We start from the raw sequence: 23,690 nt of genomic DNA, 5'->3' as shown, positions 1-23,690 counted from the left end.
GGCCGGGGACGTGCGTCATTCGATCGTGCGGGGCCGCGTGATCATGCGCGACCGGGTGGTGTCCGGCATCGACCTCGGCGCGGCGCTCGCGGCCGTGCGGGGCCTCCCACCGCGCAAGTCCCCGGCGACGCGGCCGAGGCGGCGGCGGGCCCGGCCCAGCGTCGCGACGTCGACGCCACCGCTTCCCGTGTCGATGCAAGTCGAGCGGTTTCCGGAGGCGCGCGACAGGAAATCATCATGCTGCGAAGGTCGTCGCCGTCCGTTCAGGCGAGCCGTCGCCGGATCAGTCCGCACGCTCGCTTGCCGGGAAAGATGGACCTCCCGGATGGTGTGGGCGAGCAAAGCGGTTTGGAGCGATACAAGCCGCCCGAGATCATGTGAGGCGGCTTGCGCCTCGCGTCGAGATCGCCCCCTGGTTCAAGCCGCTGATGGACGATCTCGCTTTCGGGCGGCCGGGTGCCGCCCAAGGGATGCGATGGCCGGTCGCGGCGTCGACTGGCGGACGAATGCTTGCATCGTCCTTCGCCTGGTCACGACAACGGCGGCGACCGTGCCTTCGATCCGGGGAACCAAAAGCCGTCTGGGAGGTTGTGACCTTGGCCGGCGAGGGCGCGGCGCGGAACGTCGAGCGCTGCAGCCGACCCCGAACAGCAAGACGCGCCGCGCCGCCCGCAAGCCGAAGCCCGAGAAAGCGGCTCGGGGCTTCATGGGAGACAGGAAGCGATGCGGCCGGGCGGCGCCTCGTCCGATCGGCCGTGACCGAGACGGCGGTGTCGCGATTGAATCGATCGCGCCGGCGCGCAACGCCAGTCATCAATCCGGAGAGAACAGCCATGCCCCGCAAGACCGACGTGACGAGCCTGCGCACCCAGGATGGCGGCTGGGTCGGCCCGCAGGAACTGCAGGCGATCCTGGCCGAGGAGGGCTACGCCTCCGGTCAAAGAGAGCAGTCGCTGAAATCCTTGCTCACCGAGCTCGGTCGCGAGAGCGCCGAGGGGCGGGAAGGCGAAGAGCGAGGCGCGCTGATCGCCGAAATCCGTTCGATCCTGTCGGATGAGCAGGACAAGACGAATGCGTCGCCGATCTCGGACGACACGCTGTAGCGACGACATTTCGTCCAGATCGCGCCACGGCGGCCGGGCAGGCGAGACCGGCGTTCGCGAAGGCGCCGATGCGGTTCCGGCTGGGTCGAGCGCCGGCGAGACATCGTCGCGCGACCCGGGATATTCCGCGCGTCGCCTTCCGGCCGGAGCCGCTCGCCGCCTGAGGCGAGGGCGGCGGGCGAGGGGCCGGTCTTGGCGGCGGGCCGGGGCTGCCCCGCCAGGTCAGTGCGAGGCGGCGAGCTTTTCCCGCAGGTTCCCGACCTCCTCCGCCGCGACGGAGGCGGCGGAGTTGCCCCAGCTCTGGCGGACATAGGTCAGCACATCGGCGACCTCCTGATCCGAGAGCTTCCAGTCGAAGGCCGGCATCGAGATCGGCGAGGGGTAGCGGTCGGTAGGCTGCGAGCGCGCGCCCTCCAGAACGACGCGGATCAACGTGGTCGGATCGGCGGAGTTCGCCTTGGCCGAGCCGTCGAGCCGGCCGAACATCCCCTCCACGCCGCCGCCGTCGCCGCCATGGCAGGCCGAGCAGACGTCCATGTAGATCGCCTCGCCGGCTTTCATCGCGGCGGGCTCGGCCGCCTCGACCGTGTCGCGCGCCGGGCCATTCAGCGATTTGAGATAGGTGGCGATCGCCAGCAGGTCGTCCCGGGTCATCCGGGACGTGGAATTGGTCACCACTTCGCCCATCCGGGTCAGCGCGGAGCTATGGCCGTTGCGCCCCTCGCCGAGGAACGCCGCGATATCCTCCGCGGTCCAGTCCTCCAGCAGGCCGCCTTCGCCGCCGCGGATTTCGGGCGCGAGCCAGTTCTCCAGCACGCCGCCGGTCAGGTGGGCGGCGGGCTTCCCTGTCCCCAGCAGGGTCTCGGCGCTGGCGCCGGCGAGGTTCTTGTCGCTGTGGCAGGCGCCGCAATGGCCCGGCCCCTCGACCAGATAGCGCCCGCGAAGCCAGGCGTCGGAGCGGTCGGGGGCGGGAGGCAGCGGCCCCTCTTCGAAGTAAAGCGCGTTCCACGCGGCCACCGTCTCGCGCACCGTCAGGGGGAAGGGCAGCGCGTTCTCGGGTTTCGGCTTGGTCTCCGTGGGCAGGGTGGAGAGAAAGGCGTAGATCGCGTCCACGTCCTCGCGCGGCATGCGGGTGAACCACGGGTAGGGGAAGGCGGGGTAGAGCTGCGCGCCGTCCGGCTTTTCGCCCTTGCGCATGGCGCGCCAGAAGTCGTCGCGGCTCCAGCGCCCGATGCCGGTCTCGTCGTCGAAGGTGATGTTGGGCGTGTAGATCGTGCCGAAGGGCGTCTCCATCGCCCGGCCTCCGGCCAGGGGGGCGCCGCCGTGTTCGGAGTCGGTATGGCAGCTGATGCAGTTGCCGGCGGCGGCGAGGTAGCGGCCCCGCTCGACCTCTCCGAACTGGATCTGGTCGGCGAACGCGGGGGCGGCGGCGAACGCGGCGAGGGCGAGAAGCGGGAGCCTGCGTCTCATGCCTGCACCATCGGGCCGGGGTTGCGCAGGTAGTCGGCGACGATGTGGCGGGCGGACCAGTAGGTCAGCGCGCCAACCGTGTCGGTGGGGTTGTAGCCGGCGTTCTGCGGGAAGGCGCCGGCGCCCATCAGGAACAGGTTCGGGACGTCCCAGCTCTGCAGATAGCGGTTGACCACGCTGTCGCCGGGCGAGGCGCCCATGATCGTGCCGCCGGTGTTGTGGGTGGTCTGGTAGGGCATCGAGTCGTAGGGCGCGTCGCGATCGTTGCGGTTCACCGTCTTGCCCCCCATGCCCTCGGCGATCCGCATGGCCTTGTCGGTGACGTAGTCCGACATCGCCAGATCCTGGGGGGTGAAGTCGTAGGTCATGCGCAGGATCGGCCGGCCGAGGTGATCCTTGTAGGTCGGATCGAGGTCCAGGCGGTTGGTCCGCCAGGCCATCGACCCGCCATGCACGCCCACGGAGGTCTTCTTGAGGAAGTTCTCCTTCATCGCCGCCTTGAACCTGGCGCCCCATTTCGGGGTGCCTTCGGGCGTGGGGTGGGATTCGATCGGCCGGGCGTTGGTGGTGGTGCAGGAGATGTAGCCGCCATGGATGAAGCCCAGACCCGAGTGGTCGAAATTGTCGCCGTTGTAGTCGTCGACCACCATGCCCAGCGCGCCGGCCCCGACGAAGCCGTTGACGTGTTCGTCCTCGAAGAACACGTCCGCCCCCGACATCACCTGATAGCAGTAGTTCCGCCCCACCTGCCCGCGGCCGGTGGCGGGGTCGTAGGGCTCGCCGATGCCCGAGATCAGCATCAGGCGCACGTTCTCCAGCGGGTAGGCGCACAGGAACACCATCTCGGCGGGCTGGAAATATGCCTCGCCCAGCGCGTCCACATAGGTGACGCCCGTTGCCCGGCCGCCGTCGCGCGACCGCTCGACGCGCAGCACCTCGGCCTCGGTGCGCAGGCTGAAGTTGGGCTTGCGCATCAGCACCGGCAGGATCGTGGTCTGCGCCGAGGCCTTGGAGTAGTTGCCGCAACCGTATTTCTCGCAGAACCCGCAGTAGGTGCAGGGCGCGAGCTGGCAGCCCAGCGGGTTGGTGTAGGCCCGGCTCATGTTGGCCGAGGGCACCGGGAACGGGTTCATGCCCAGCCCTTCGGCCGCTTCGCGGAAACGGTGCTGGGCGAAGGTCATGTGCATGGGCGGGTTGGGGTAGTCGTCGCTGCGCGGGCCCTCGAACGGGTTGCCGCCGGGGCGGATCTCGCCGTTGACGTTGCCGGCCAAGCCGCCGATGCCGCACAGTTTCTCGAAGCGGTCGTAGTGGGGCTCCAGCTCGTCGTAGGAGACGGGCCAGTCCTGAACGGTCATCTCCTCGGGCAGCGGACCGTAGCGCTCCTCGTTGTGGGAGCGGGTGCGGAAGTCTGAGGGCAAGAAGCGGTAGGTGATGCCGTTCCAGTGCACGCCCGAGCCGCCCACCCCCGTGCCCGGCAGAAAGCTGCCCCAGCGGCGCATGGGCCGCGCGGTCTGGCCGGCCTTGTTGCGCAGGCTGACGGTGGTTCGGTTCTCGGCCTGGAACGTCTCGTGCCGCCAGTAATAGCGCAGCTCGTCCTGGGAATGGGTGGTGGGGAAGTCGGTGGGAGTGTCGCGCCAGCCTCCGCGCTCCAGCGCCAGCACATCGAGGCCGGCGTCGGTCAGCTCCTGGGCCATGATCGCGCCGGTCCAGCCGAACCCGACCATGACGGCGTCGACGGGGGACAGTCGGGTGACCATAGACGGCCTCCTTTCATCCTTTGCAGGCGATCGCTCGCCGGCCGTCACCTGCGGGGGGCGGGAGTCCCGGCGCGGCGCCAGGCGGGACGACCGGCGATGCCGACCGGGGGCAGGTCGAGCCTGCGGCCGCCATGGTCGAGCCACGGGCGGTAGTCGTAGCGGGCGCCGGGAAAGCCGACGAGCCGCCAGCCGACCATGTCGACGTTGCCCCCGTAGATCGGGTCGCAGAAGAACCCCTCGATGGTGTTCTCGCGCATCATGTCGAAAAAGGTCTTGGCGGGGACGTGGTCGAAGCTCAGCGTCTCCTCGTCCATCGCGGTCAGGACCTGGTCCTGCTCGTCCTCGGCGAGGTCCGCGAAGCCGCGCCCGTCGAAGGCCGTCGCGCAGTGCTCCTCCACCGCCTCGATGGCGGCGCGGTAGAGCGCGGCGGGGGTGAACGCCGCTTGGTAGCCCTGCGTCGGCAGCCCGTCGGAGAAGGGGCCCTGCATGTACCACAGCTCCCCCCGGCCCCAGGGCGCGGCGAGCTGACGGTCGATGAAGACCGCAGCGCCCGCCTCCCGCGCGCCGGGGTCGTTTTCGTCGCCGGGGAGGATGCGCGCGCACATCGCCTCCACGACGGCGAACTCGGCGTCGGTGAGGAAATGCGCCTCGCGGGCGCCGTGGTAAGGCGCGTCGTCGTCGGAGGCGCTCCAAGGCACTTCGCCGCGATAGGTCTCGGCGGTGAGGCGTCCCGCCCAGGCGGAGGCGGCGGCGGCGGCGGCAAGCGAGATCACGCGCCGGCGGCTGGGTCGGGGCCCGGGCCGGGGGTCGCCTGCCCTGCGGGTGTCGTGGGGTCGGCAAGTCATGACTCGAAGCAAAACCCCGCCTTTCGGCGCCAATGAGACCAGACGGCGCCATGGATGACACATTTTGCGGAGCACCCATGTCCTGCCGCCCGGCGTGTCGGCGCGCGTGGCCTGCGGGCGGTTGCGCGAGCCGGCGGTCGGATTGAGCGAGACGCGACCGGAGACGGCGGGAGACCCGCTGCAGGGCGCCCGCCCCCTTTCCGCCAGCCGCCATAGGCCTCCGGCGGGGCTGCGGGTCAAGGCGCGGCGGGGCCTGCTCGCGACGGGACGCGCCACGCTCCTCTTCAGGGAGCGGGCAGGTTTGCGCGGCCTCCCGGATCCCGCGCAGACGCACGTGTCGGGCTGAGCCGGGGGCGACGTCGCCTCGCGCGCGCCGAACTGAACTGTGGCGCACTCGTCATGTTCTTGGCTTCTGACGAACATATTTAAAAAGTCTCATAAGATCTAATGTTAAACCTGATAATATACGTCAAGGCACAAGGTGACACGACATCTTGACTGCAGAAAACTCGACCTAATTTGATTGGGGCGCCCGCTGCCGGAGCCCGATTATGAAACATGACGCAGATCACCGTATCAGACTGGGCGCGCATGACCTGCTGCGACCGGACGGACGATCCGATCCATTCGGCACGGTACGCCGTCGACCGACCAGGCGAGCCGGAAGCCATGCCGTCGCGCGCGCCGATGTCGGAGGCGCCGGAGACACGGCCGCAGACGCGCGGGCGCGGCGGAGCGCCCGCTCCGGGTCTTGTCGGGCTCGCTGGCGCTCGCGCCCTCGCGATGGTCCGATACGGGCTCGGTCAGGCGCCGCGCCCCTCTCCGGCTGATCCCCCGCCGGGGAGGTTTCGACGGCCGCCGTGGCGCGGCCGCCCCCCGTTGAACGGAAACCGACGGCGGCGCGGCGCTTCCCGCCTCGCCCCGTCCCTGGCTCTCCCGCGAACAGGTTCCGCAACCATGCTCGACGATTCCTTTCCTGGCTCTTCGATCCGCCCCCCTTCGACCTCTTCCCCGTCGATCTGCGTCTCCTCCGCCGACATTCTCGCCCAGACCTCCGCGCTCCGGGTCTTTGCGCGCTCGCTCACGCGGGGCGGGGCCGACGCGGATGACCTGCTGCAGGAGACCTTGCTGAAGGCATTGTCCCGGCGCCGTCAGTTCCGGCCCGGGACCAATCTCCGCGCCTGGATGTTCACCATCATGCGCAACACCTTCCTGACCGCGCTGCGGAAGGCCTCGCGCGAGCGGACAGGCGACGCCGACTGCGTCTCGCTGGACGTGGCGTCGCCGCCGACCCAGGAATGGACGCTGCAGGGGCGGGAAGCGATGGACGCGATCCTCGGCCTGCCGCCGCATTATCGGGCGGTCCTGTTGCTGGTGTTGGTGATGGGCGAGAGCTATGAGGACAGCGCCCGCATCTGCAACTGCAAGATCGGCACGGTGAAGAGCCGGGTCGCCCGGGGCCGCGAAATGGTGGTCGAGAAGCTGGACCCCGCCCTCCGCTGACGGGGCGCCGCGGGCGGCCGTGGATCGGCCTGCGTCGTCCGTCTCCGTGCCGCTCCCGCCTCGCCTTGGGCGCCGGAGCCGGGTCTTGCCCGCACGGATCGAAATCGCCGCTCGGCCACTGGCCGGTCTGCCGGAGGGTGCGATCCGCCGGAACCGCTTGCGCGACGCTGGGAGGAGGCGCGGCGCCGGGAAGGCTGGACTTTCATCTTCTGGCGATGGACCGGCCGCTGCCGTTTCCGCCTTTGGTCGGCGTGCCGGTCACGACCGGGCAGGCGGCGCGCGGACTCGGGACGGTGGCACGAGATACCGGGCGCCCAGTGACCGAGCGCCCGGTGTTCGGCGCGACGATCACGCCTGCCGACCTTGCGGAGAGCGATCCTGGCGATGGTCCCATGGGCGCGGGCGGGGCGCGAAGGCCCCGGCTTCGGCTGAGCCGGCGCGCCCCTCGCCTGCAACCCGCGCCTCCGGCCAGCCCGCGCTAGCCGCCGCCCGTTACCGGCAGGATGGCGCCGGTCACATAGCTCGACATCTGCGGCGAGGCGAGGAACAGGTAGGCCGGCGCCAGCTCCTCCGGCTGCGCGGGGCGGCCCATCGGATTGTTTTCGCCGAAATGGGCCACGCCCTCGGCCGGGCGGTCGGCCGGGTTGAGCGGCGTCCATACCGGCCCCGGCGCCACCGCGTTCACCCGGATGCCGCGCGGCAGCAGGCTCTGCGCCAGCGAGAGCGTGAAGGAATGGATCCCGCCTTTCGTGGTCGCGTAGTCCACCGCGCGGCCCGAACCGCGCAGGCCGGCGACCGAGCCCGAATTGACGATCGAGCCCCCCTCCGGCAGGCGGCGCGCCGCCGCGCGGCTCATATGGAAAAGGCCCGCCAGGTTGGTGCGGAGCGTCTCGTTGACGTGGTCGGGCGTCAGATCCTCGAAATCGGCGGAATGCAGCTGGAAGGCGGCGTTGTTGACCAGCACGTCGAGCCCGCCGAAAGTCTGCGCGGTGCGCGGTGCGCGGTGCGCGGTGCGCGGTGCGCGGTGCGCGGTGCGCGGTGCGCGGTGCGCGGTGCGCGGTGCGCGGTGCGCGGTGCGCGCGACCGCGTCCTCGCAAAAGGCCGGGTCGCCGATGTCGCCGGGGATCAGCAGGCAGCGGCGGCGCTCGGCCTCGACCAGTCGGCGGGTCTCCTCGGCGTCGTCGTGTTCGTCGAGATAGACCACGGCCACATCGGCGCCTTCGCGCGGGAACAGCACCGCCACCGCCCGGCCGATGCCGGAATCGGCGCCGGTGATGAGCGTGGACATCCCTTCCAGCTTTCCGGAGCCGCGCCAGTAGGGCGCATCGCACATCGGCTGCGGGTCGAGATCGGCCTCCGAGCCAGGTTTCGCCTGGTGCTGGGCGGGCTGCGGGGCGGCGGGATAGTCGCGCGCGCCGGTCTGGGGCGGGCGGCGCGAGGGCGCCTCGCCGCCGGTCCCGGCGTCCTCGCGCGCGGCGATCTCGTCCTGGATGTCGCGATGGCGCGCGGCCGTCCCTCGAGCCTCGTCCTGTGCTTCCTCCCGTCCGTTCGTCATGCGGTCCTCGTCCATCCTAGGTCCTCCTGTTCGCGGGTCTCCCCCCTGCAACCGCTCAGGGCCATGGAAGTTCCGGGGCCGAGGAAGTTCCGATCCATGTCCGTCGTCCGCTGGCGGGCCGCACGCTGGTGGCTCTGGCCTCGATCGCCACCATGGCGCCGGGCTTCGTCGTGCAGGTGCACCCCGTGTTTGCGACCGGCATCCCGTTCCTTGCGTCTTTGTTCTTCCCGCGCGCGTCCCTTGCTGACATCGTTCACTCGGCGATGGCGGCGTTCGCGCGGATCGTCTGCGAGGGCGTCGACCCCGGCGCCCGCCGGTGCGCCGGGACGGGCTGATGGGGATGTCGCGGCGCATCTCCGCCTGTCCCGTCTCCGCGGGCTGGGAAACGCTGAACCTGATCTCCGCGGCCGGCCGCGGGCCTCGCGACAGTGGTGGGTATCCCCCCGCCACCACGCTCGACGCCGAGCCGGAGGCGATCGCGTGAATGGCGAGGGACACGCCCTGGCCGCGGCTCACCTCGCTGGCGCCGGGGCTTTCGCTCGCCGCATGGCGCGGTTGGCCAAGGGCGCGGTCGCAACCCTGGTCCGAATGATGTTTCGGCTGCGGCAAGGCCCGGAGCCGTGCTGCTTCATGCGCGCTGCGGGGTCATGCCGCTCGCTTGCCAGGCGACGGCGCTGCGGACGCTGATCATGCTCGACGTTTCGGCGCCCGGGCACGGGCTATGGGGATGTCGCACGCCAACCTGCGGCGCAGGCGGAGTGAGCGGGACCGCGCCGGCGAGGTGATGGACGCGGGCGAGGGGAGCACTGGCTTCCCCAGGGTCCGGGGCGTGTGGCCGAGCGCGCTGATCCTGCCGGGCATCGGCGCTGTGACGGGCGGCTTCCGGCGCGCCTGAACCACGCTGCAGCCCGCAGGACTGGTCGGCCGCGGCCCCGGCCCTAGGTGGAACCGGAAGGAGGCCGAGACCGCGCGCGGACAGGGGATCCCGCGCGCCGGCGGAAGACCAAGGAGAGAGCCCATCGACGGAGACCGCAAGCTCGGCCGCCTCGCGCCGATCGCCGCGATCCTGCCGGCGGCGAGCTTCGTCGCGGCCTGCGATGGGCCGCAGTCGGCGCTCGCCCCGCGGGCGCGGCAGGCGGTCGAAGTGGCGGCTCTGTTCGAATGGATGGCGCTGGCCGCCGTGGTGATCTGGGCGGTGGTGATGCTGGCGGCGATCCTGGCGGTGCTGCGGCCCGCCCTGCAGGGCGGGGAGCGCCGGGCTGACAGGCTGATCGTTTTCGGCGGCGTGGTGTTTCCGACCGTGGCGCTGGCGGTGCTGCTGGTCGCGGGCCTGCGGCTGCTGCCGGACTGGGGCGCATCGCCTGCCCGGCTGCGGGTCGAGGTGGGGGGCGAGCAGTTCTGGTGGCGCGTCGCCTACGCGCGCGACGATCTCACGTCCCCGGTGCGTTCGGCCAACGAGATCCACCTGCCGGCGGGGGAGCCGGTGGAGTTCGTGCTCAGCGCCCGCGACGTGATCCATTCGTTCTGGATCCCCTCGCTGGCCGGCAAGATGGACATGATACCCGGTCGCGTGAACCGCCTGCTGGTCGAGGACCCTCAACCCGGCGTCTATCGGGGCGTCTGCACGGAGTTCTGCGGAACCGGCCACGCCCTGATGGCCTTCACCGTCGTGGTCCACCCGCCAGAGGCGTTCGAGGCCTGGCTGGCGGCGGAGGCCCGCCCGGCGGCGCCCGAAGCCGCGCCGGAGGGGCGGCGGCTGTTCCTCGAGCACGGCTGCGCCGCCTGCCATCCGGTCCGGGGCCTGGTCAAGGCCGGCGATGTCGGCCCGGACCTGACTCATTTCGCCGCCCGCGCCACCTTCGGCGCCGGGCTCGCGCCGATCACGCGCGATGGACTGGTCGACTGGCTGCGCGACCCGCAGGCGCTGAAGCCCGGTGCGCGGATGCCGGGCTACGGGGCGCTGATGTCGGAGGCCGAGCTGAACACGCTCGCCGACTGGCTGCTTGGATTGAGGTGACGCCGATGAACGATCCCCAGGCTCCCACGCGCGCCCGTTCCGAGCGGCCCCATCCCGAGCGTCAGGACGATCCGGCCCTGCGCGCGGCGCAGGAGGCGCGGCTGCGGGCGGCCTGGGCCACGCCGAAGGGCTGGCGCTATCTGACCGCGGTGAACAACACCGAGGTGGGGCTGTGGTACGCGGGCTCGGCGCTGGCCTTCATGCTGTTCGCGGGCGCGCTGGCGCTGATCATGCGCGCCCAGCTGGCCGTTCCCGAGAACGACCTGGTGGGGCCGGATTTCTACAATCAGGCCTTCACCCTGCACGGCACGGCGATGATGTTCCTCTTCGCCGTGCCGATCTTCGAGGCGGTGGCGATCCTGATCCTGCCGGCCCTGCTGGGCGCGCGCGACCTGCCGTTCCCGCGGCTCTCGGCCTTCGGCTTCTGGTGCTATCTGATCGGGGGGGTGTTCGTCTGCGGCTCGATCCTCTTCGACGCGGCGCCCGACGCGGGCTGGTTCATGTACCCCCCGCTCGCCACCGAGCAGGGCGGCATCGGCGCCGACATCTGGCTGCTGGGACTGAGCTTCATCGAGGTCGCCTCGATCGCCGCCGCGGTCGAGCTGATCGTGGGCGTCCTGAAATGCCGCCCCCCCGGAATGCGGTTGAACCTGATCCCGCTCTACGCCTGGTACGTGCTGATCGTGGGGGCGATGATCCTGTTCGCCTTCCCGCCGCTGATCGCCGGCGACCTGTTGTTCGAACTGGAGCGGTTGCTCGACTGGCCGTTCTTCGACCCGACCCGGGGCGGCGATCCGCTATTGTGGCAGCACCTGTTCTGGATCTTCGGCCACCCGGAGGTCTACATCATCTTCCTGCCCTCGATCGCGCTGCTGGCGATGATGATCCCGACCTTCGCGGGCCGCCCCATCGCGGGCTATTCGTGGATCGTGCTGTCGGCGATGGGCACCGGCTTCATCAGCTTCGGGCTGTGGGTCCACCACATGTTCACGACCGGGTTGCCCTCGATCAGCCTTGGCTTCTTCGCGGCCGCGTCCGAGGCGGTGGCGATCCCCACCGGCATCCAGATCTTCGTGTTCATCGCGACGCTGATGCTGGGGACCGTGCGTCGCTCGGTCCCGATGCTGTGGAGCATGGGGGCGCTGGCGATCTTCGTGGCCGGCGGGCTGACCGGGGTGATGGTCGCGGTCGCGCCCTTCGATTTCCAGGCGCATGACAGCTATTTCATCGTCGCGCACCTGCATTTCACCCTGTTCGGGGGGATGCTGTTCCCGCTGGTGGCCGGCATCCACTATTACTATCCCCTGGTCACCGGGCGCATGCTGTCGCGCCGGCTGGGCGTCTGGTCGTTCTGGCTGTGCTTCCCCGGCTTCGTGATCTGCTTCCTGCCGATGCATCTGACCGGCCTGCGCGGGATGCCGCGGCGGGTATGGACCTATCCCGACGACCTGGGCTGGAACACGCTGAACCTGGTCTCGTCGCTGGGCGCGTTCCTGTTCGCCGCGGGCTTTCTGGTGTTCATCTGGGATCTGATCCGACCCAAGGGCGAGACCGACCGCGCCCCGCGCAATCCCTGGGGGGGCGGGGCGCTGGAATGGCTGCAGGAGCAGCCGCCCCGAAACTGGGGCGTGCGCTGCATCCCCCAGGTCTGGTCGCGCTATCCGCTGTGGAGCGATCCGGACTACGTGCGCGACTACGACGAGGGCCGCTTCTACCTGCCCGACGCCGAGGAGGGCCGGCGCGAGGGGCTGGTGACCTCGGTGCTCGACGCCGAGCCAGAGCAGGTGCTGCGCGTCGGCGGCCCCTCGGTCCTGCCGATCTGCGCGGCCGCGGCGCTGGGCGGCGTGTTCATCTTCGCCACGTTCCACTGGTGGTGGCTGACGGCGGTCTCCGCGGCGGGCGCGCTGGTCTCGATCCTGATCTGGGTCTGGACCGGCACCGGCGAGCATCCCGAAAAGTCCGTGAAACAGATCGGGATGGGGCGGGAGGCGGCGCTCTACGTCTCCGGGCCGAAGTCGACGGGGTGGTGGGCGATGTTCATCACCATGCTGGGCGACCTGACCGCCTTTCTCGGACTGATCTTCGGACTGTTCTTCTTCCTGACGGTGCATCAGGCGTTCCCGCCGCCCGGCCTGCCGGTCCCGGGCGTGGTCTGGCCGACGGCGGCGCTGGGCCTGGCGGTGGTGTCCTGGCTCGCCACCTGGGGCGGACGCCGGGCGAACGCGGCCGGGCGGGTCGGGGCGTTCCGGGCGCTGCTGGCCCTGGCGCCGGCGTCGGGGCTGGCGGCGGCGGCGGCGCTCGCCTGGGGGCCGTGGGCGGCGGGGATGGACCCGACGGTCCATTCCTGGCCGGCGATCGTGTGGGCGCTGGTGCTGTGGTCGGCGGCCCATGCCGCGGTCGGCGCGATCATGCAGGGCTTCTGCCTGGTCGCGAGCTTCGCCGGCCGCCTGACGCCCATGCATGACGCAGACATCCGCAACACCGAGGTCTTCGCCCATTTCCACGCCTTCGCCGCCATCATGACCGCCGTCGCGTTCGCCGCCTTCCCCGAGATCGGGGAGGTCGCGCCATGACCCGCCCCGCGCGCCGCGATCCGCAGGAGGCCGCCCGCCGCGACCAGCGCTTTCACGGCGAGGCCAAACGCCAGGCGCGGGGCCTGTGGCGGATCGCGACCGGACCGCTGATCTGGGGGGCGCATTTCCTCGTCTGCTACTGGATCGGCGCGAGCTGGTGCGCCCATGCCGGCCCCGGCGCGGGGCTCGGCCCCGCGTCCTGGGGCGTGGCGGCGGCGACGCTGGCGGCGCTTGTCGCGCTGTGCGTCGCCTTCCGCGCCCTGCGCCGGGTCCGTGGTCTGAGCCTCACCGGCGACGACCTCGTCTACGAAGCCGACGACCCCGAGGAGCGGCGCCGCTTCCTCGCTCATGTCGCCACGCTGCTCTGCTTCGTCAGCTTCGTGGCGATCATCTACACGGCGCTGCCCGCGGTGATGCTGGAGACCTGCCGATGACCGCGCCGGCCCTTCTCCGCCGGGCCGACCTGGCGTTCGCCGCCGGGCTCGGCGCGCTGGCGCTCGCTTGGGCGGGGCCGCTGCCGCGGTTGAGCGAGGGCAGCTTCGCGGCCCATATGGCCCTGCACATGAGCGTCGTGGCGATCGCCGCGCCGCTGCTGGCGCTGGGACTTTCGCGCGACGCGGCCCCGATGCCCGTCTGGGCGCCGGTCGCGGCATCGCTCGTCGATCTGGCTGCGATCTGGGCCTGGCATGCGCCGGCGCTGCATACGCTGGCGCGCACGACCTCCGTCGGGCTCGCGGCCGAGCAGGCGAGCTTCCTGGGTGCCTCGCTCGCAGTCTGGCTCACGGCGCTGGCGACAGCGCGGGAGCGGCGGTCCGGGGCTCTGGCCGGAGCGGGGGCGCTGCTGTTCACCACCATGCACATGACCATGCTGGGCGTGGTGGTGGCGCTGTCGCCGCGGCTGCTGTGCCGGGCGCCGACCGAGGGGCCGACGCTGTTCGGCCTCGATGCGCTGAGCGATCAGGAGGCGGGCGGCGTGCTGATGCTGGCGGCGGGCGGAGCGGTCTATCTGGCGGGCGGGCTGACGTTGGCCGGCCGCGCGATAAGGGGCGAGGAGACGAGCGCATGATCCGCGGGCCGATCCGTCTCCGCACGCTGGCCTGGATCCTGGCCGGGCTCTTCGCGCTCGCCGTCGTCGTTTTCGCGGTTGGGCTCTCGCCCATCGGCGCCGCGGGCGGGCACACATCGGTGGGGAGCTGGGTGCTGCACACGGCCATGCGCCGCTCGATCGCCTTTCACGCGCTGGGGACCAAGGTTCCCGACCTCTCCGCCCCCGGCCTCGCGCGCCTCGGCGCCGCGCATTACGAGAGCGGCTGCGCCCCCTGTCACGGCAGTCCCGCGGCGCCGACAGGTGGGGCGGCGCAGGCGATGCTGCCGCCGCCGCCCGACCTCGCGACGCGGATACCCCTGTGGACGCCGGCCGAACTGCACCGGATCGTCGACGCGGGCGTGATGATGACCGGCATGCCCGCCTGGCCCGCGCGTGGCCGCGAGGACGAGGTCTGGGCGGTGGTGGCGTTTCTGGAGAAGCTGCCCGAGCTCGACGCCGAGGGCTACAGGGCGCTGGCCCATGGCGGACCCGGAGGCCCGTCGCGGGGGCTGGCGCTGCCGGCCGACCCGCCCTTCGCGGACTGCGTGCGGTGTCATGGGACCGGCGGACGCGGGCCGGATGACGATGCGACCGCGCCGGGGCCGATCCCGCGGCTCGACATCCAGCCGCGTGCGGCGCTGGAGGCGGCGCTGAAGAGCTACGCCGCCGACGCCCGGCCCAGCGGCGTGATGCGCCACGCGGCCGCCGGGCTGGATGCGGCGACGTTGGCCCGGCTCGCCGCGCGTTTCGCCGACGCGCCGCGCGACCCAGCCGCCGCGCTCGATCCTGCTGCGGTGGATGAAACGCTGCTGGCGCGAGGTCGGGAGATCGCCCGCAGGGGCCTGCCCGCGCGCGACGTCGCCGCCTGCGACGCCTGCCATTCGCCGCCGGGCGAGCAGATGCGCGACGTCTTCCCCCGTCTCGCCGGACAGCGCCGGAGCTACCTGGAGGCGCAGCTTCGCCTCTACACCGCCGATCCCCCGGTCGCCGGCGGGCCCCTGGCCGAGCTGATGATCCGCGCCGCCCGCCACCTGCCGGCCGCGGACGCGGCGGCGGTTTCGGCCTGGTATGCCTCGCGCGCGCCGGCGCCGCGTTGATCCGGCCCGCGCCGGACCCAGGCGCGCCCAGCCGGCTCAGGTGGCGACGAACAGCGGCACGCAGGCGGCCGTCAGCACCATCGCGATGCCCAGCGACGCGAACAGCCCGTCGCGCACCAGCACCGAGATCGCCAGCAAAGCCGTCGCAAACCCCAGCACCGACGAGGTGAACGGCACCAGTTCCAGCATCGGCATCGCGAGCCCGCACAGCAGGCACAGCGCCAGCGGCAGCCGGTCCAGCGGCCAGCGGAACAACCAGGCGAGCCGGGGCCGCGTGCGCCGGTCGACCCAGCTCGCCGGCCGGCGCAACCAGGCTACCGCCTCGCGCAGACGCCGCCCTTCGGTCTGACGGTCGAGGATCCACCGGGGCAGCCAGACGCGCGGCCGCGCCAGCAGGGCGCTCGCCGCGATCAGCGCGATGCTCACCCCGCAGATCGAGGACAGCAGCGGAACGCCCGAGGCGGGCGTGATCACCACCAGCGCCGGCGCCAAGAGCAGCGCCGGCATCGACCGGTCGCCCAGCGCCGCGACCACGTCGCCGACCGAGAGGGTGTCGTTCCGCGCCGCCTCGTCCAGACGGTCGAGCACCTCTCCGATCGGGGCGTGAGGGGATTGTCCGGCCATCAGCGGCCCGCCTCGGCGTCGCGCGCGCCCGGCCCCGCAGGATGAGAAGCGGCTGGGCAAGGGGCGGCGGGCGCGGCTAGGCGGCCGAACGCGACGGCGGCCGAAGGTCCGCGCGCCCGCGCCCGCGTCGGGCCGGTGGTCGGCGATACGAGGATCTTTGGCAAGCGTCTCTCCCTGCTCGAGGCGTCGGCGCGCCGGGCGCGTGCTCCCGCCTGCGCCTCCGGCCCGCTGCACAATGCGCGAGGACGGGAAATGTTCCAACGGGAAGGCGCGCCATCCCGCGCCGGCCCGTCCTCCTCGTCGGCGCGCGGGCGAAAGACCCGCGCCGGCTGGGGGCGCTGAATAGGGCGCTTGGCTTCTCGAGAACATTCGCGCGGAAAGCAGGTCGCTTCATCGGCGGCGGACCACGCCGGTCGTCGCCCGGAATTCGACCGGCGTCAGAGGCCAAGCAGGAGACCCGGGCATGACCATCGACCCGACAGCGCCCCACGGGACCCGCGCAGGCGAGGGCGGAGAGCGGCACCAGATCGTCGCCGACGGCGGCGCGCGTATGACCACGCAGCTAGGCATCCCGGTCGCGGACGACCAGAACACGCTGCGGCAGGGCGTGCGCGGCCCGGCGCGGGTGGAGGACTTCCATTTCCACGAGAAGATCTTCCACTTCGACCACGAACGCGTGGTCCACGCGCGCGGCTACGGCGCCCACGGCTTCTTCGAGGCGTATGGGGACCTCTCCGACCTGACCTGCGCCCACGCGCTGACCCATCCCGGCGAGAGGATCCCCGCCTTCGTGCGCTTTTCGACGGTGGCGGGCGCCAAGGGCTCGGCCGATCTGGCGCGCGACGTGCGCGGCTTCGCCGTGAAGCTTTGCACCGCCGAGGGCGACTGGGACCTCGTGGGCAACAACATCCCGGTGTTCTTCATTCAGGACGCGATGAAGTTCCCCGACCTGATCCACGCCGCCAAGCCCGCGCCTGATCGCGGCTTTCCTCAGACCCAGACCGCGCACGACAACTTCTGGGACTTCATCTCCTGGATGCCCGAGGCGATGCACGCTGAGCAAGGTCGAGACGCCCGAGATCCGCACTCGCGTGCTGGCGCATCTGCGCAACGTGCACGCGGACCTCGCCTCGGCGGTCGGCGAGGGGCTGGGCATGGAACCACCCGACCCTGCGCCCGCGGCGCGCGAGACGCTGACGGACCTGCCGGTCTCGCCCGCGCTAAGCATCCTCAAGAACGGGCCTCTCAATTTCCACGGGCGCAAGTTGGGGATCCTGCTGGCCGACGGCGCGGATGCGAAGGCGGTGGCCGGCCTGAAAGACCGCGGCGGCGGAGGTGGGCGCCATGGTCGAACCGGTGGCGCCGAAGATCGGCGGCGTGCGGCTTTCGGAGGGCGGCGTCTGGCCCGCGGACCAGAAGATCGACGGCGGTCCCTCGGCGCTCTACGACGCGGTGGCGATCGTGCTCTCGGAAGAAGGGGCGCGGATGCTCTCCTCCATGCATCCCGCGCGGGTCTGGGCCGCCGACGCCTGGGCGCACGGCAAGTTCATCGCCCATTCCGTCGAGGCCGCGCCTTTCTGATGGCGCCCGGCCTGCCCGACGCGCCCGGCGAAGGGGTGTTCGAGCTGGAGAAGAACACCGCCCCCGACGTTCTGGACGCCTGCAGCCAGCTGCGGGTCTGGGACCGCGCGCCCTGATCGGCGGCCCGGCCTCCCGCTCGGACCGGGCGGTGTGGTTTCGCGGCGACGGGAACATCGGCCCGTCGCCGCGGTTGAACAAGGGAGGCGCGGCGGCCGCTGCCCTTTCTCGGCGGAGGGAAAGCCGCATCGAAGCAAGGAGGACGAGATGAAGAGCGCGGAATGCATGATACTCAAGGCCGTGTCCGCGGCCCCTGCGGTTTGGCGGCTGACCGGCTTGGGCGGCGCGTCCCGGATCTGTCGTCACGGCGTCCGGGTCCGGGCCCGTCGTCGACTTTCGTGGAATCCAGCCGCCTGAGGAACCCATGGATGCGCTCGCCTCACCCGATGCCGCCACTCCGGCGGCCGGACGCGGTCGGAACCCGGATCCTGCGCAGGCCTGGCGCCGTCTCGTCGCGCGCCTGGGCGAGCGGATCGCCCAGGGCGGTTCCGACGTCGGCGCCGGCGGGTTCCGCCGCGTGCGCGCGCATCAGGAGCGGGTCGCCGCGGTGACCGCGGATCTTGCCGAGGGCGCGCTCAGCCTGCGTGCGCCGACCCCGGCGCGCCGACCTGCCGCAGCGGGGCGGCTGGACCAGGCGCTGGCGCGCGGCAGGCGCGGCCCGGCGGACCCGGCGATCAGGGCGATCGAGCCCCTCGCCGGCGCGCTGGTCTGGCGCGAGGGCTACGTGCGCCCGCCCGCCGGTCTTCACGGCCGCTTCGCCCAATGCGAGGTCGCGGCCCCCGGCGGACCGGTCCATTGCCGCGACATGCGCCTGGGGCTGATCCTGTTCGCCCCCGGCTGCGTCTATCCCGCCCATGCCCATCCCGGCATCGAGGAAAGCTACGTCTGCCTCGCCGGTGCGGTTTCGCAGAACGAGGCGGGGCTCCGGACGCCCGGCGCCCTGATCCTCAACCGGCCGGACCGCGTGCACCGCCTGCGCGCGGACAGGGGCGGTCCGAGCCTGCTCGCCTATGCGTGGCTCGGCCCCGCGCCCCGTCTCGCCCGCGCCGCCACGCGCTTCGTGCGCGCCACGCCCTGCCGCCGGCGCGACGGCGCCTGACACGGAAAGGCCCGACACGGAAAGGCCTGACACGGAAAGGATCGACCATGACCGACCGCTCGACTCCGACCGACCTCGCCGACGCCCTGCGCCCCGACGCCGGACCCGACGCGACGCGGGGCGACCCCCGGGACGTCTCCGGCCGCGCATCCGCGGCGTCGTCCGATGCGGCGTGGTGGAAAGGCGCGGTGATCTACCAGATCTATCCGCGCAGCTATCAGGACACCACCGGCAACGGCGTCGGCGACCTGCCCGGCGTGCTGCGCCGGCTCGACCACATCGCCGAGCTGGGGGTGGACGCCATCTGGCTGTCGCCCTTCGTCGCCTCGCCGATGCGCGACTTCGGCTACGACGTCTCCGACTACCTCTCGGTCGATCCGATGTTCGGCACGCTCGAGGACGTGCGCGCGCTGGTCGAGGCGGCCCACGCCCGCGGTCTCAAGGTTCTGATGGACCAGGTGCTGTCGCATACCTCGAACGAGCATCCGTGGTTCGTGGAGAGCCGGCGCAGCCGCGACAACCCCAGAGCCGACTGGTATGTCTGGGTCGACGCGCAGCCCGACGGCTCGCCGCCCAACAACTGGCTGTCGGTGTTCGGCGGCTCGTCCTGGCAGTGGGAGCCGCGGCGCGGCCAGTATTATCTGCACAACTTCCTGCGCGAGCAGCCGGACCTGAACTACCATTGCCCGCAGGTCCAGGACGCCATCCTCGACGTCTGCCGGCATTGGCTGGACATGGGGGTCGACGGCTTCCGGCTCGACGTCTGCGCCTTCTACTTCCACGACGCCCGGCTGCGCGACAACCCGCCGAACCCGACGCGGCCGACGGGGTCGAGCTTTATGTTCAATCCCTATTCCATGCAGCTTCATGTCCGCGACATCGGCCAGCCCGAGAACCTGGAATTCCTGCGCCGCCTGCGCGGACTGTGCGAGGCGTACGACAGCGACCCCGACCGAGAGCGCGTGCTGCTGGGCGAGCTGCACGAAAGCGAGGCGGCCTCGCTCCACCACGCCTACACCTCCGCCGACCGGCTGCAGCTCGCCTACGGCTACTGGCTGCTGGGCGCGGACGAGATCGACGCCGGCCTGATCCGCGACACCTCTCGCGAGCTGGGCGAGGAGCTGTCCGACGGCTGGCCGTGCTGGGCGCTCGACAATCACGACTTCCCCCGCTCCGCCACGCGGCTGGGGCGCGAGCGGCCGCCGCTGGCGCTGACCGCGGCGCTGACCTGCCTGCGCGGGGCCTCGTGCCTCTACCAGGGCTCGGAGCTGGGGCTGCCGCAGGCCGACGTGCCCTATGAGCGGCTGGTCGACCCCTACGGACGTGAGTTCTGGCCCGCCTTCCGCGGTCGCGACGGCGCCCGCACCCCGATTCCCTGGGAGGCCGAGGCCCCGCATTGCGGCTTCTCCGAGGCCGAGCCCTGGCTGCCGATCCCCGACGCGCATGCCAGGCTTGCGGTCGACGCCCAGCGGTCGCTGCCCGGATCGACGTTCAACCGCCTGCGCCGGTTCCTCAACTGGCGGCGGGAGGACGCCGCCCTGCGCCGCGGCTCGATCCGCTTTCTCGAGGTTCCGGAACCGTTACTGGGCTTCGTGCGCCGCCATCAGGGTCGGGCGGTGACCTGCCTGTTCAACCTCGGGCCCGACGAGGTCCATCTCGACCTCTCCGACGACCGCCTCGGCAAGCCGATGGAGGGCCACGGGTTCGAATATGTGCGCGGGCAGGGTTGCGTGACCCTTCCTGCGCAGGGCGCCTACTTCGGAGAAACGGCATGAAGGACGAGGTCAAGGGGCGGCCCGGTCCCGGCGCGGCGGCGCGCAAAGAGGAGAAATTCGCGCCGATCCGTCCCGTGGAGGGGCCGGACTGGTGGCGGGGCGCGGTGATCTACGAGATCTACCTGCGCAGCTTCCGCGACGCCTCCGGCGACGGGCTGGGCGACCTGCGCGGCGCGCTGGAGAAGCTCGACCACCTGGTCGCGCTGGGCGTCGACGCGGTGTGGCTGTCGCCGTTCTTCAAGTCGCCGCAGAAGGACTTCGGCTACGACATCAGCGACTTCCGCGTGATCGACCCGATCGCCGGCTCCATGGAGGATTTCTTCGCCCTGCGCGACGCGGTCCACGACGCCGGCATGCGGCTGCTGCTCGATTTCGTGCCGGCCCACACCTCCGACGCGCATCCCTGGTTCCAGGAAAGCCGCGTCAATCCCGACGGCGCCAAGGGCGACTGGTATGTCTGGGCGGACAAGAGCGAGGATGGCGGGCCGCCGAACAACTGGCTGAGCTCCTTCGGCGGCTCGGCCTGGAGCTGGGAGCCGCGGCGCGGGCAATACTATTTCCACCCGTTCCTGGCGTCCCAGCCGGCGCTGAACCTGCTCAACGACGACGCGCTCGACCACCTGCTGGCGCAGATGCGCTGGTGGCTGGAGGCGGGGATCGACGGCTTCCGCCTCGACGCCGTGCAGTGCCTGGGCCACGATCCGGCCTTCCGGGACAATCCCCCCCGGGCCGGGCACGAGGCGCCGGTGCTGGTCGGCGGCGGGCCCGGCAACCCGTTCCGCGACCAGCTGCACATCTTCGACCGCAACGCCGAGGGCACGCAGCGTGTGCTGCGTCGGTTCCGAGAGCTCGCCGACCGGTTCGACGCGGTGCTGATCGGAGAGCTGGCCGACGTCTATACCGACGATGTGGCCGAGACCTACACACGCGAAGGCCGGCGCCTGCACGCCATCTACGACTTCGACCTGATCAATTCCGAGCCCGAGGTCGAAACCGTGACAGAGCGGCTCGAACAGCGGGGGGAACAGCTTCCGACCGGCTGGCGGATGAACGTGTTCACCAACCATGACAGCCGGCGCGCGGTCTCCAACCTGACCGACTTCGTGCCGGACGCGCTGCGCCCGAAGGCGGCGAAGATGCTGCTGTTCATGCAGCTCGGTCTGCGCGGAGGCGCCGCGATCTTCCAGGGCGAGGAGCTGGGCCTGCCGCATCCCGCCCTGACCTTCGACCAGCTCCAGGACCCCTGGGCCAAGGCCTTCTGGCCGGACTTCGAAGGCCGCGACGGCGCCCGCACCCTGTTCCCCTGGACCGGCGCGGCCCCCTTCGGCGGCTTCACCGAGGCCGAGGACGCCTGGATCCACCTCCCCGAGGCGCATCTGGCGTTCAACGCGCACGACCAGGCGCGCGATCCGGATTCGGTGCTGAGCTTCGCCCGCGCCTTCATCCGCTGGCGGCGCGAACACGAGATCCTGCGCCTGGGCGCGGAGCGCATGACCCGTGATTCCGCGCCCCTGATCCGCTGGCGCCGCATGTGGGGCGGCCGGGAATGGATGCTGGCTGTGAACTTCAGCGACGACCACGCCTTCCTGCCGTTGGAGGAGGGATCGCGCGTGGTCCGGGCCCCGGGCTGCGCGCAGGAACTCGGGCCCCACGGTCTCTCCCTCGGCCCGCTCGCTTTCGCCATCCTCGATGCGGGCGGCGAGCCCGCTCAGGGTGCGGAGGACGGCTGAGCGGCGCGAGCCGCCCCTGCGCCGGGCGATCATCTGCGCCTCGCCGGGGCACGCCCGATCCCGAGACGACGCGATGCCTCGGGCGGGCGCAAGAGATCCCTTCGCCTCCCGCGCCGTCCGAACCGGGCGGCGTCGCGTGTCGCTCGCCGCCATCCTGTCCGTCGACGATGGCGCGCAGGGTGTCGGCGAGCCAGGCGCTGTTTCAGGAAGATGGATGCGCCATGGCGCTCGTGTTGGCTGAGCCGGAGGGCCGGGGTCCGTAGCGACCTGCGATCGCCGACAATGCGCTCACAGGCTCCGTGCGGCAGGTCCCTGTTCCTGCGCTTCGCTTCCCTGATCCAGCCCTGAAAGTTCCCTGTATGAGTTGTATGGCTTCCCTCTTCCGAGCAGCAGGGAATTCGCTCGCAAGTCACTGTCATCACGCCGAATTCTGCGGTGGATTCGTCGTGCGCATGCTCAATATGTATGGATTTCCCTGTAAATTCCCTCTTTCTGCGGCGGAGCAGGGTTCGGGCGGGCCTGCGTCCACCACCACGCACCCCCCGAGCGAACCACTGATCCTGCGCCGTCACTGAAATCCAGGCGATTTCCGCGGCTTAGGCGCGTATGGCGGCTCCGGAACCTCACCAGAGCACGGATATCGGAGCGGAAACGTGTAAGGCGCAAAGAATGGTGGCAGATCGGCGGGATATCCGGGAATAAGCGGGAAAAGGCTGGATCTGGCGAAAATGGCGGCCACGCAGCAGGTTAGCGGAACTAGCAAGTCGATTGGTCAGAGCAAGGCAATGGTCCGACGCGCAGGAAATGTTTGCAGAAGCCCCCAAACTTGCGAGGCGAGCAGGGATGAAAGCTGCGAAAAGCCAAACGGAATCAATAGGACTGACTCTGCGAGGTCGGGCAATTTTGCGGCCCCACCTCGAAACTGTCCAGCCTGCGTTTCTGCGCATATTTGCAATGGCTTAGGCAAGACGTCGACTCTCGTCGCGCGCATTGAGGTCGGACAGGCGAGGCCGTCGCAGAACTGCCTTTAAAGGCCGGAATCGAGACCGGCAGCTCCACCCTTCGTGCGCCGAGCTCATGAGCTTGGAGCTCAAGGTTCATTTTCAGCCGCCCCGGTTTTCGTTGGTGTTCGGATCGGCGAAAAGTGAAATGGGCGGTCGCGCATGGCCGCCCATCCTCTTCTTGCCAGGGTGTTTGATCCCAGGCTTTGATGGTGCAATCTTCTCCTGCGAATGGAAGGATGCGCTATGGGCCAGGTACTGCATGGAAGCGCCACGACGACAGCGGCCGTCCGCCTGGCGATCCAGGCCAGCTCGGAGAGCCTGAGGGCGCTGTCGAAGCGCTAAGGCATAAACCCGAAGACGGTGGCGAAGGGACGGAAGCGGGCCAGCTTCGCCGACCTGCCCACCGGTCCGCGCAGCCCGAGCTCGACGGTGATCAGCACCGAAGACGAGGCGGTGATCGTCGCGTTCCGTCGCCACACGCTGCTGCCGCTGGATGACTGCCTCTATGCGCTTCAGCCGACGACCCCGCATCTCACGCGGTCGTCTCTGCATCGCTGTCTGCAGCGCCATGGCATCTCATAGCGCATCCTTCCATTCGTGGGAGAAGATTGCACCATCAAAACCTGGGACCAAACGCCTAGTGTTCCTTCAGGATGCCGATGATCTGCTCTTCGCTGAAACGGCTCTTCCGCATCGTCTGTCTCCTCATGCGAGGAACAGGCTAACTTCAAACCGCGGACTTTCAGGGGAGCAGGTCAAGCGCCACGATGCTGGCAAGGGCTGCGCTTCAAGATGGTGATGATATCGATGACG

Annotated in this window: 18 protein-coding genes and 2 pseudogenes; 15 read left to right on the top strand and 5 right to left on the bottom strand. The window is 70.8% G+C overall.

The window, feature by feature from the left end; all coding sequences use genetic code 11:
- Window positions 1-833: 833 nt before the first annotated feature.
- Window positions 834-1,103 (top strand): hypothetical protein, encoded by a 270-nt coding sequence (locus ACTB72_RS05310; RefSeq protein WP_463035942.1) that lies wholly within the window; start codon window positions 834-836, stop codon window positions 1,101-1,103.
- Window positions 1,104-1,325: 222 nt separating this feature from the next.
- Here ACTB72_RS05310 and ACTB72_RS05305 read toward each other — a convergent pair whose 3' ends face one another.
- From ACTB72_RS05305 to ACTB72_RS05295, 3 genes are read right to left on the bottom strand one after another with little or no spacing between them, the layout of a single operon-like run.
- Window positions 1,326-2,573 (bottom strand): c-type cytochrome, encoded by a 1,248-nt coding sequence (locus ACTB72_RS05305; protein WP_463035941.1) that lies wholly within the window; start codon window positions 2,571-2,573, stop codon window positions 1,326-1,328.
- Window positions 2,570-4,330, bottom strand: coding sequence for a GMC family oxidoreductase (locus ACTB72_RS05300; RefSeq protein WP_463035940.1), 1,761 nt, complete (start codon window positions 4,328-4,330; stop codon window positions 2,570-2,572). The genes ACTB72_RS05305 and ACTB72_RS05300 overlap by 4 nt, the downstream gene beginning before the upstream one ends.
- A gap of 44 nt (window positions 4,331-4,374) precedes the next feature.
- A complete protein-coding gene (locus ACTB72_RS05295) occupies window positions 4,375-5,103 on the bottom strand; it encodes a gluconate 2-dehydrogenase subunit 3 family protein (RefSeq protein ID WP_463035939.1) in 729 nt (242 codons plus the stop codon).
- Window positions 5,104-6,132: 1,029 nt separating this feature from the next.
- On the opposite strand from ACTB72_RS05295, the gene ACTB72_RS05290 reads away from it, so the two are divergent.
- A complete protein-coding gene (locus ACTB72_RS05290; protein WP_463035938.1) occupies window positions 6,133-6,678 on the top strand; it encodes a sigma-70 family RNA polymerase sigma factor in 546 nt (181 codons plus the stop codon).
- A gap of 478 nt (window positions 6,679-7,156) precedes the next feature.
- On the opposite strand, the gene ACTB72_RS05285 is transcribed toward ACTB72_RS05290, so the two are convergent.
- Window positions 7,157-8,233 carry an SDR family oxidoreductase gene (locus ACTB72_RS05285; protein ID WP_463035937.1) on the bottom strand — a complete coding sequence of 359 codons (1,077 nt, stop codon included), beginning with the start codon at window positions 8,231-8,233 and terminating at the stop codon, window positions 7,157-7,159.
- Window positions 8,234-8,361: 128 nt separating this feature from the next.
- Here ACTB72_RS05285 and ACTB72_RS05280 point away from each other — a divergent pair, with 128 nt between their 5' ends.
- The 7 genes from ACTB72_RS05280 (at window position 8,362) to ACTB72_RS05250 (ending at window position 15,007) form a co-directional block, all read left to right on the top strand.
- A complete protein-coding gene (locus tag ACTB72_RS05280) occupies window positions 8,362-8,568 on the top strand; it encodes a hypothetical protein (protein WP_463035936.1) in 207 nt (68 codons plus the stop codon).
- A complete protein-coding gene (locus ACTB72_RS05275; RefSeq protein ID WP_463035935.1) occupies window positions 8,568-8,717 on the top strand; it encodes a hypothetical protein in 150 nt (49 codons plus the stop codon). Before ACTB72_RS05280 ends, ACTB72_RS05275 begins: the two co-directional genes overlap by 1 nt.
- A 660-nt stretch (window positions 8,718-9,377) precedes the next feature.
- The gene (gene coxB / locus ACTB72_RS05270; protein ID WP_463035934.1) at window positions 9,378-10,250 is read left to right on the top strand and encodes a cytochrome c oxidase subunit II; all 873 of its coding nucleotides are present in this window, start codon (window positions 9,378-9,380) and stop codon (window positions 10,248-10,250) included.
- Window positions 10,251-10,255: 5 nt separating this feature from the next.
- A complete protein-coding gene (ctaD, locus tag ACTB72_RS05265; RefSeq protein WP_463035933.1) occupies window positions 10,256-12,823 on the top strand; it encodes a cytochrome c oxidase subunit I in 2,568 nt (855 codons plus the stop codon).
- On the top strand, window positions 12,820-13,257 hold the full coding sequence (locus tag ACTB72_RS05260) for a hypothetical protein (protein WP_463035932.1): 438 nt from the start codon (window positions 12,820-12,822) through the stop codon (window positions 13,255-13,257). Before ctaD ends, ACTB72_RS05260 begins: the two co-directional genes overlap by 4 nt.
- Window positions 13,254-13,889: a cytochrome c oxidase assembly protein gene (locus ACTB72_RS05255; RefSeq protein WP_463035931.1), complete on the top strand. Its 636-nt coding sequence runs from the start codon at window positions 13,254-13,256 to the stop codon at window positions 13,887-13,889. The genes ACTB72_RS05260 and ACTB72_RS05255 overlap by 4 nt, the downstream gene beginning before the upstream one ends.
- Window positions 13,886-15,007 (top strand): c-type cytochrome, encoded by a 1,122-nt coding sequence (locus ACTB72_RS05250; RefSeq protein WP_463035930.1) that lies wholly within the window; start codon window positions 13,886-13,888, stop codon window positions 15,005-15,007. Before ACTB72_RS05255 ends, ACTB72_RS05250 begins: the two co-directional genes overlap by 4 nt.
- A gap of 36 nt (window positions 15,008-15,043) precedes the next feature.
- Here the strand turns inward: ACTB72_RS05250 and ACTB72_RS05245 are convergent, their stop codons facing one another.
- On the bottom strand, window positions 15,044-15,631 hold the full coding sequence (locus tag ACTB72_RS05245) for an exopolysaccharide biosynthesis protein (protein WP_463035929.1): 588 nt from the start codon (window positions 15,629-15,631) through the stop codon (window positions 15,044-15,046).
- A gap of 463 nt (window positions 15,632-16,094) precedes the next feature.
- Between ACTB72_RS05245 and ACTB72_RS05240 the strand changes: the two are divergent.
- The 6 genes and pseudogenes from ACTB72_RS05240 to ACTB72_RS05215 all read left to right on the top strand — a co-directional run.
- Window positions 16,095-16,685 (top strand): annotated as a pseudogene (locus tag ACTB72_RS05240) (catalase); the annotation flags it as partial.
- Between the two features lie 290 nt (window positions 16,686-16,975).
- On the top strand, window positions 16,976-17,212 hold the full coding sequence (locus ACTB72_RS05235) for a type 1 glutamine amidotransferase family protein (protein WP_463035943.1): 237 nt from the start codon (window positions 16,976-16,978) through the stop codon (window positions 17,210-17,212).
- Window positions 17,213-17,816: 604 nt separating this feature from the next.
- Entirely contained in the window at window positions 17,817-18,368 is a 552-nt protein-coding gene (locus tag ACTB72_RS05230; protein ID WP_463035928.1) for a dimethylsulfonioproprionate lyase family protein, read from the top strand.
- A 47-nt stretch (window positions 18,369-18,415) separates the two neighbouring features.
- Complete coding sequence (locus ACTB72_RS05225; RefSeq protein WP_463035927.1) at window positions 18,416-20,143, top strand: alpha-glucosidase family protein; 1,728 nt, start codon at window positions 18,416-18,418, stop codon at window positions 20,141-20,143.
- Complete coding sequence (locus ACTB72_RS05220) at window positions 20,140-21,873, top strand: alpha-amylase family glycosyl hydrolase (RefSeq protein WP_463035926.1); 1,734 nt, start codon at window positions 20,140-20,142, stop codon at window positions 21,871-21,873. Before ACTB72_RS05225 ends, ACTB72_RS05220 begins: the two co-directional genes overlap by 4 nt.
- Before the next feature lie 1,247 nt (window positions 21,874-23,120).
- Window positions 23,121-23,456, top strand: a pseudogene (locus ACTB72_RS05215) (IS481 family transposase); the annotation flags it as partial.
- Window positions 23,457-23,690 lie beyond the last annotated feature (234 nt).

Source organism: Albimonas sp. (genome assembly GCF_055129145.1).
The sequence above is the reverse complement of the archived record's forward strand: the minus strand, read 5'-3'. Positions and strand labels throughout refer to the sequence as shown.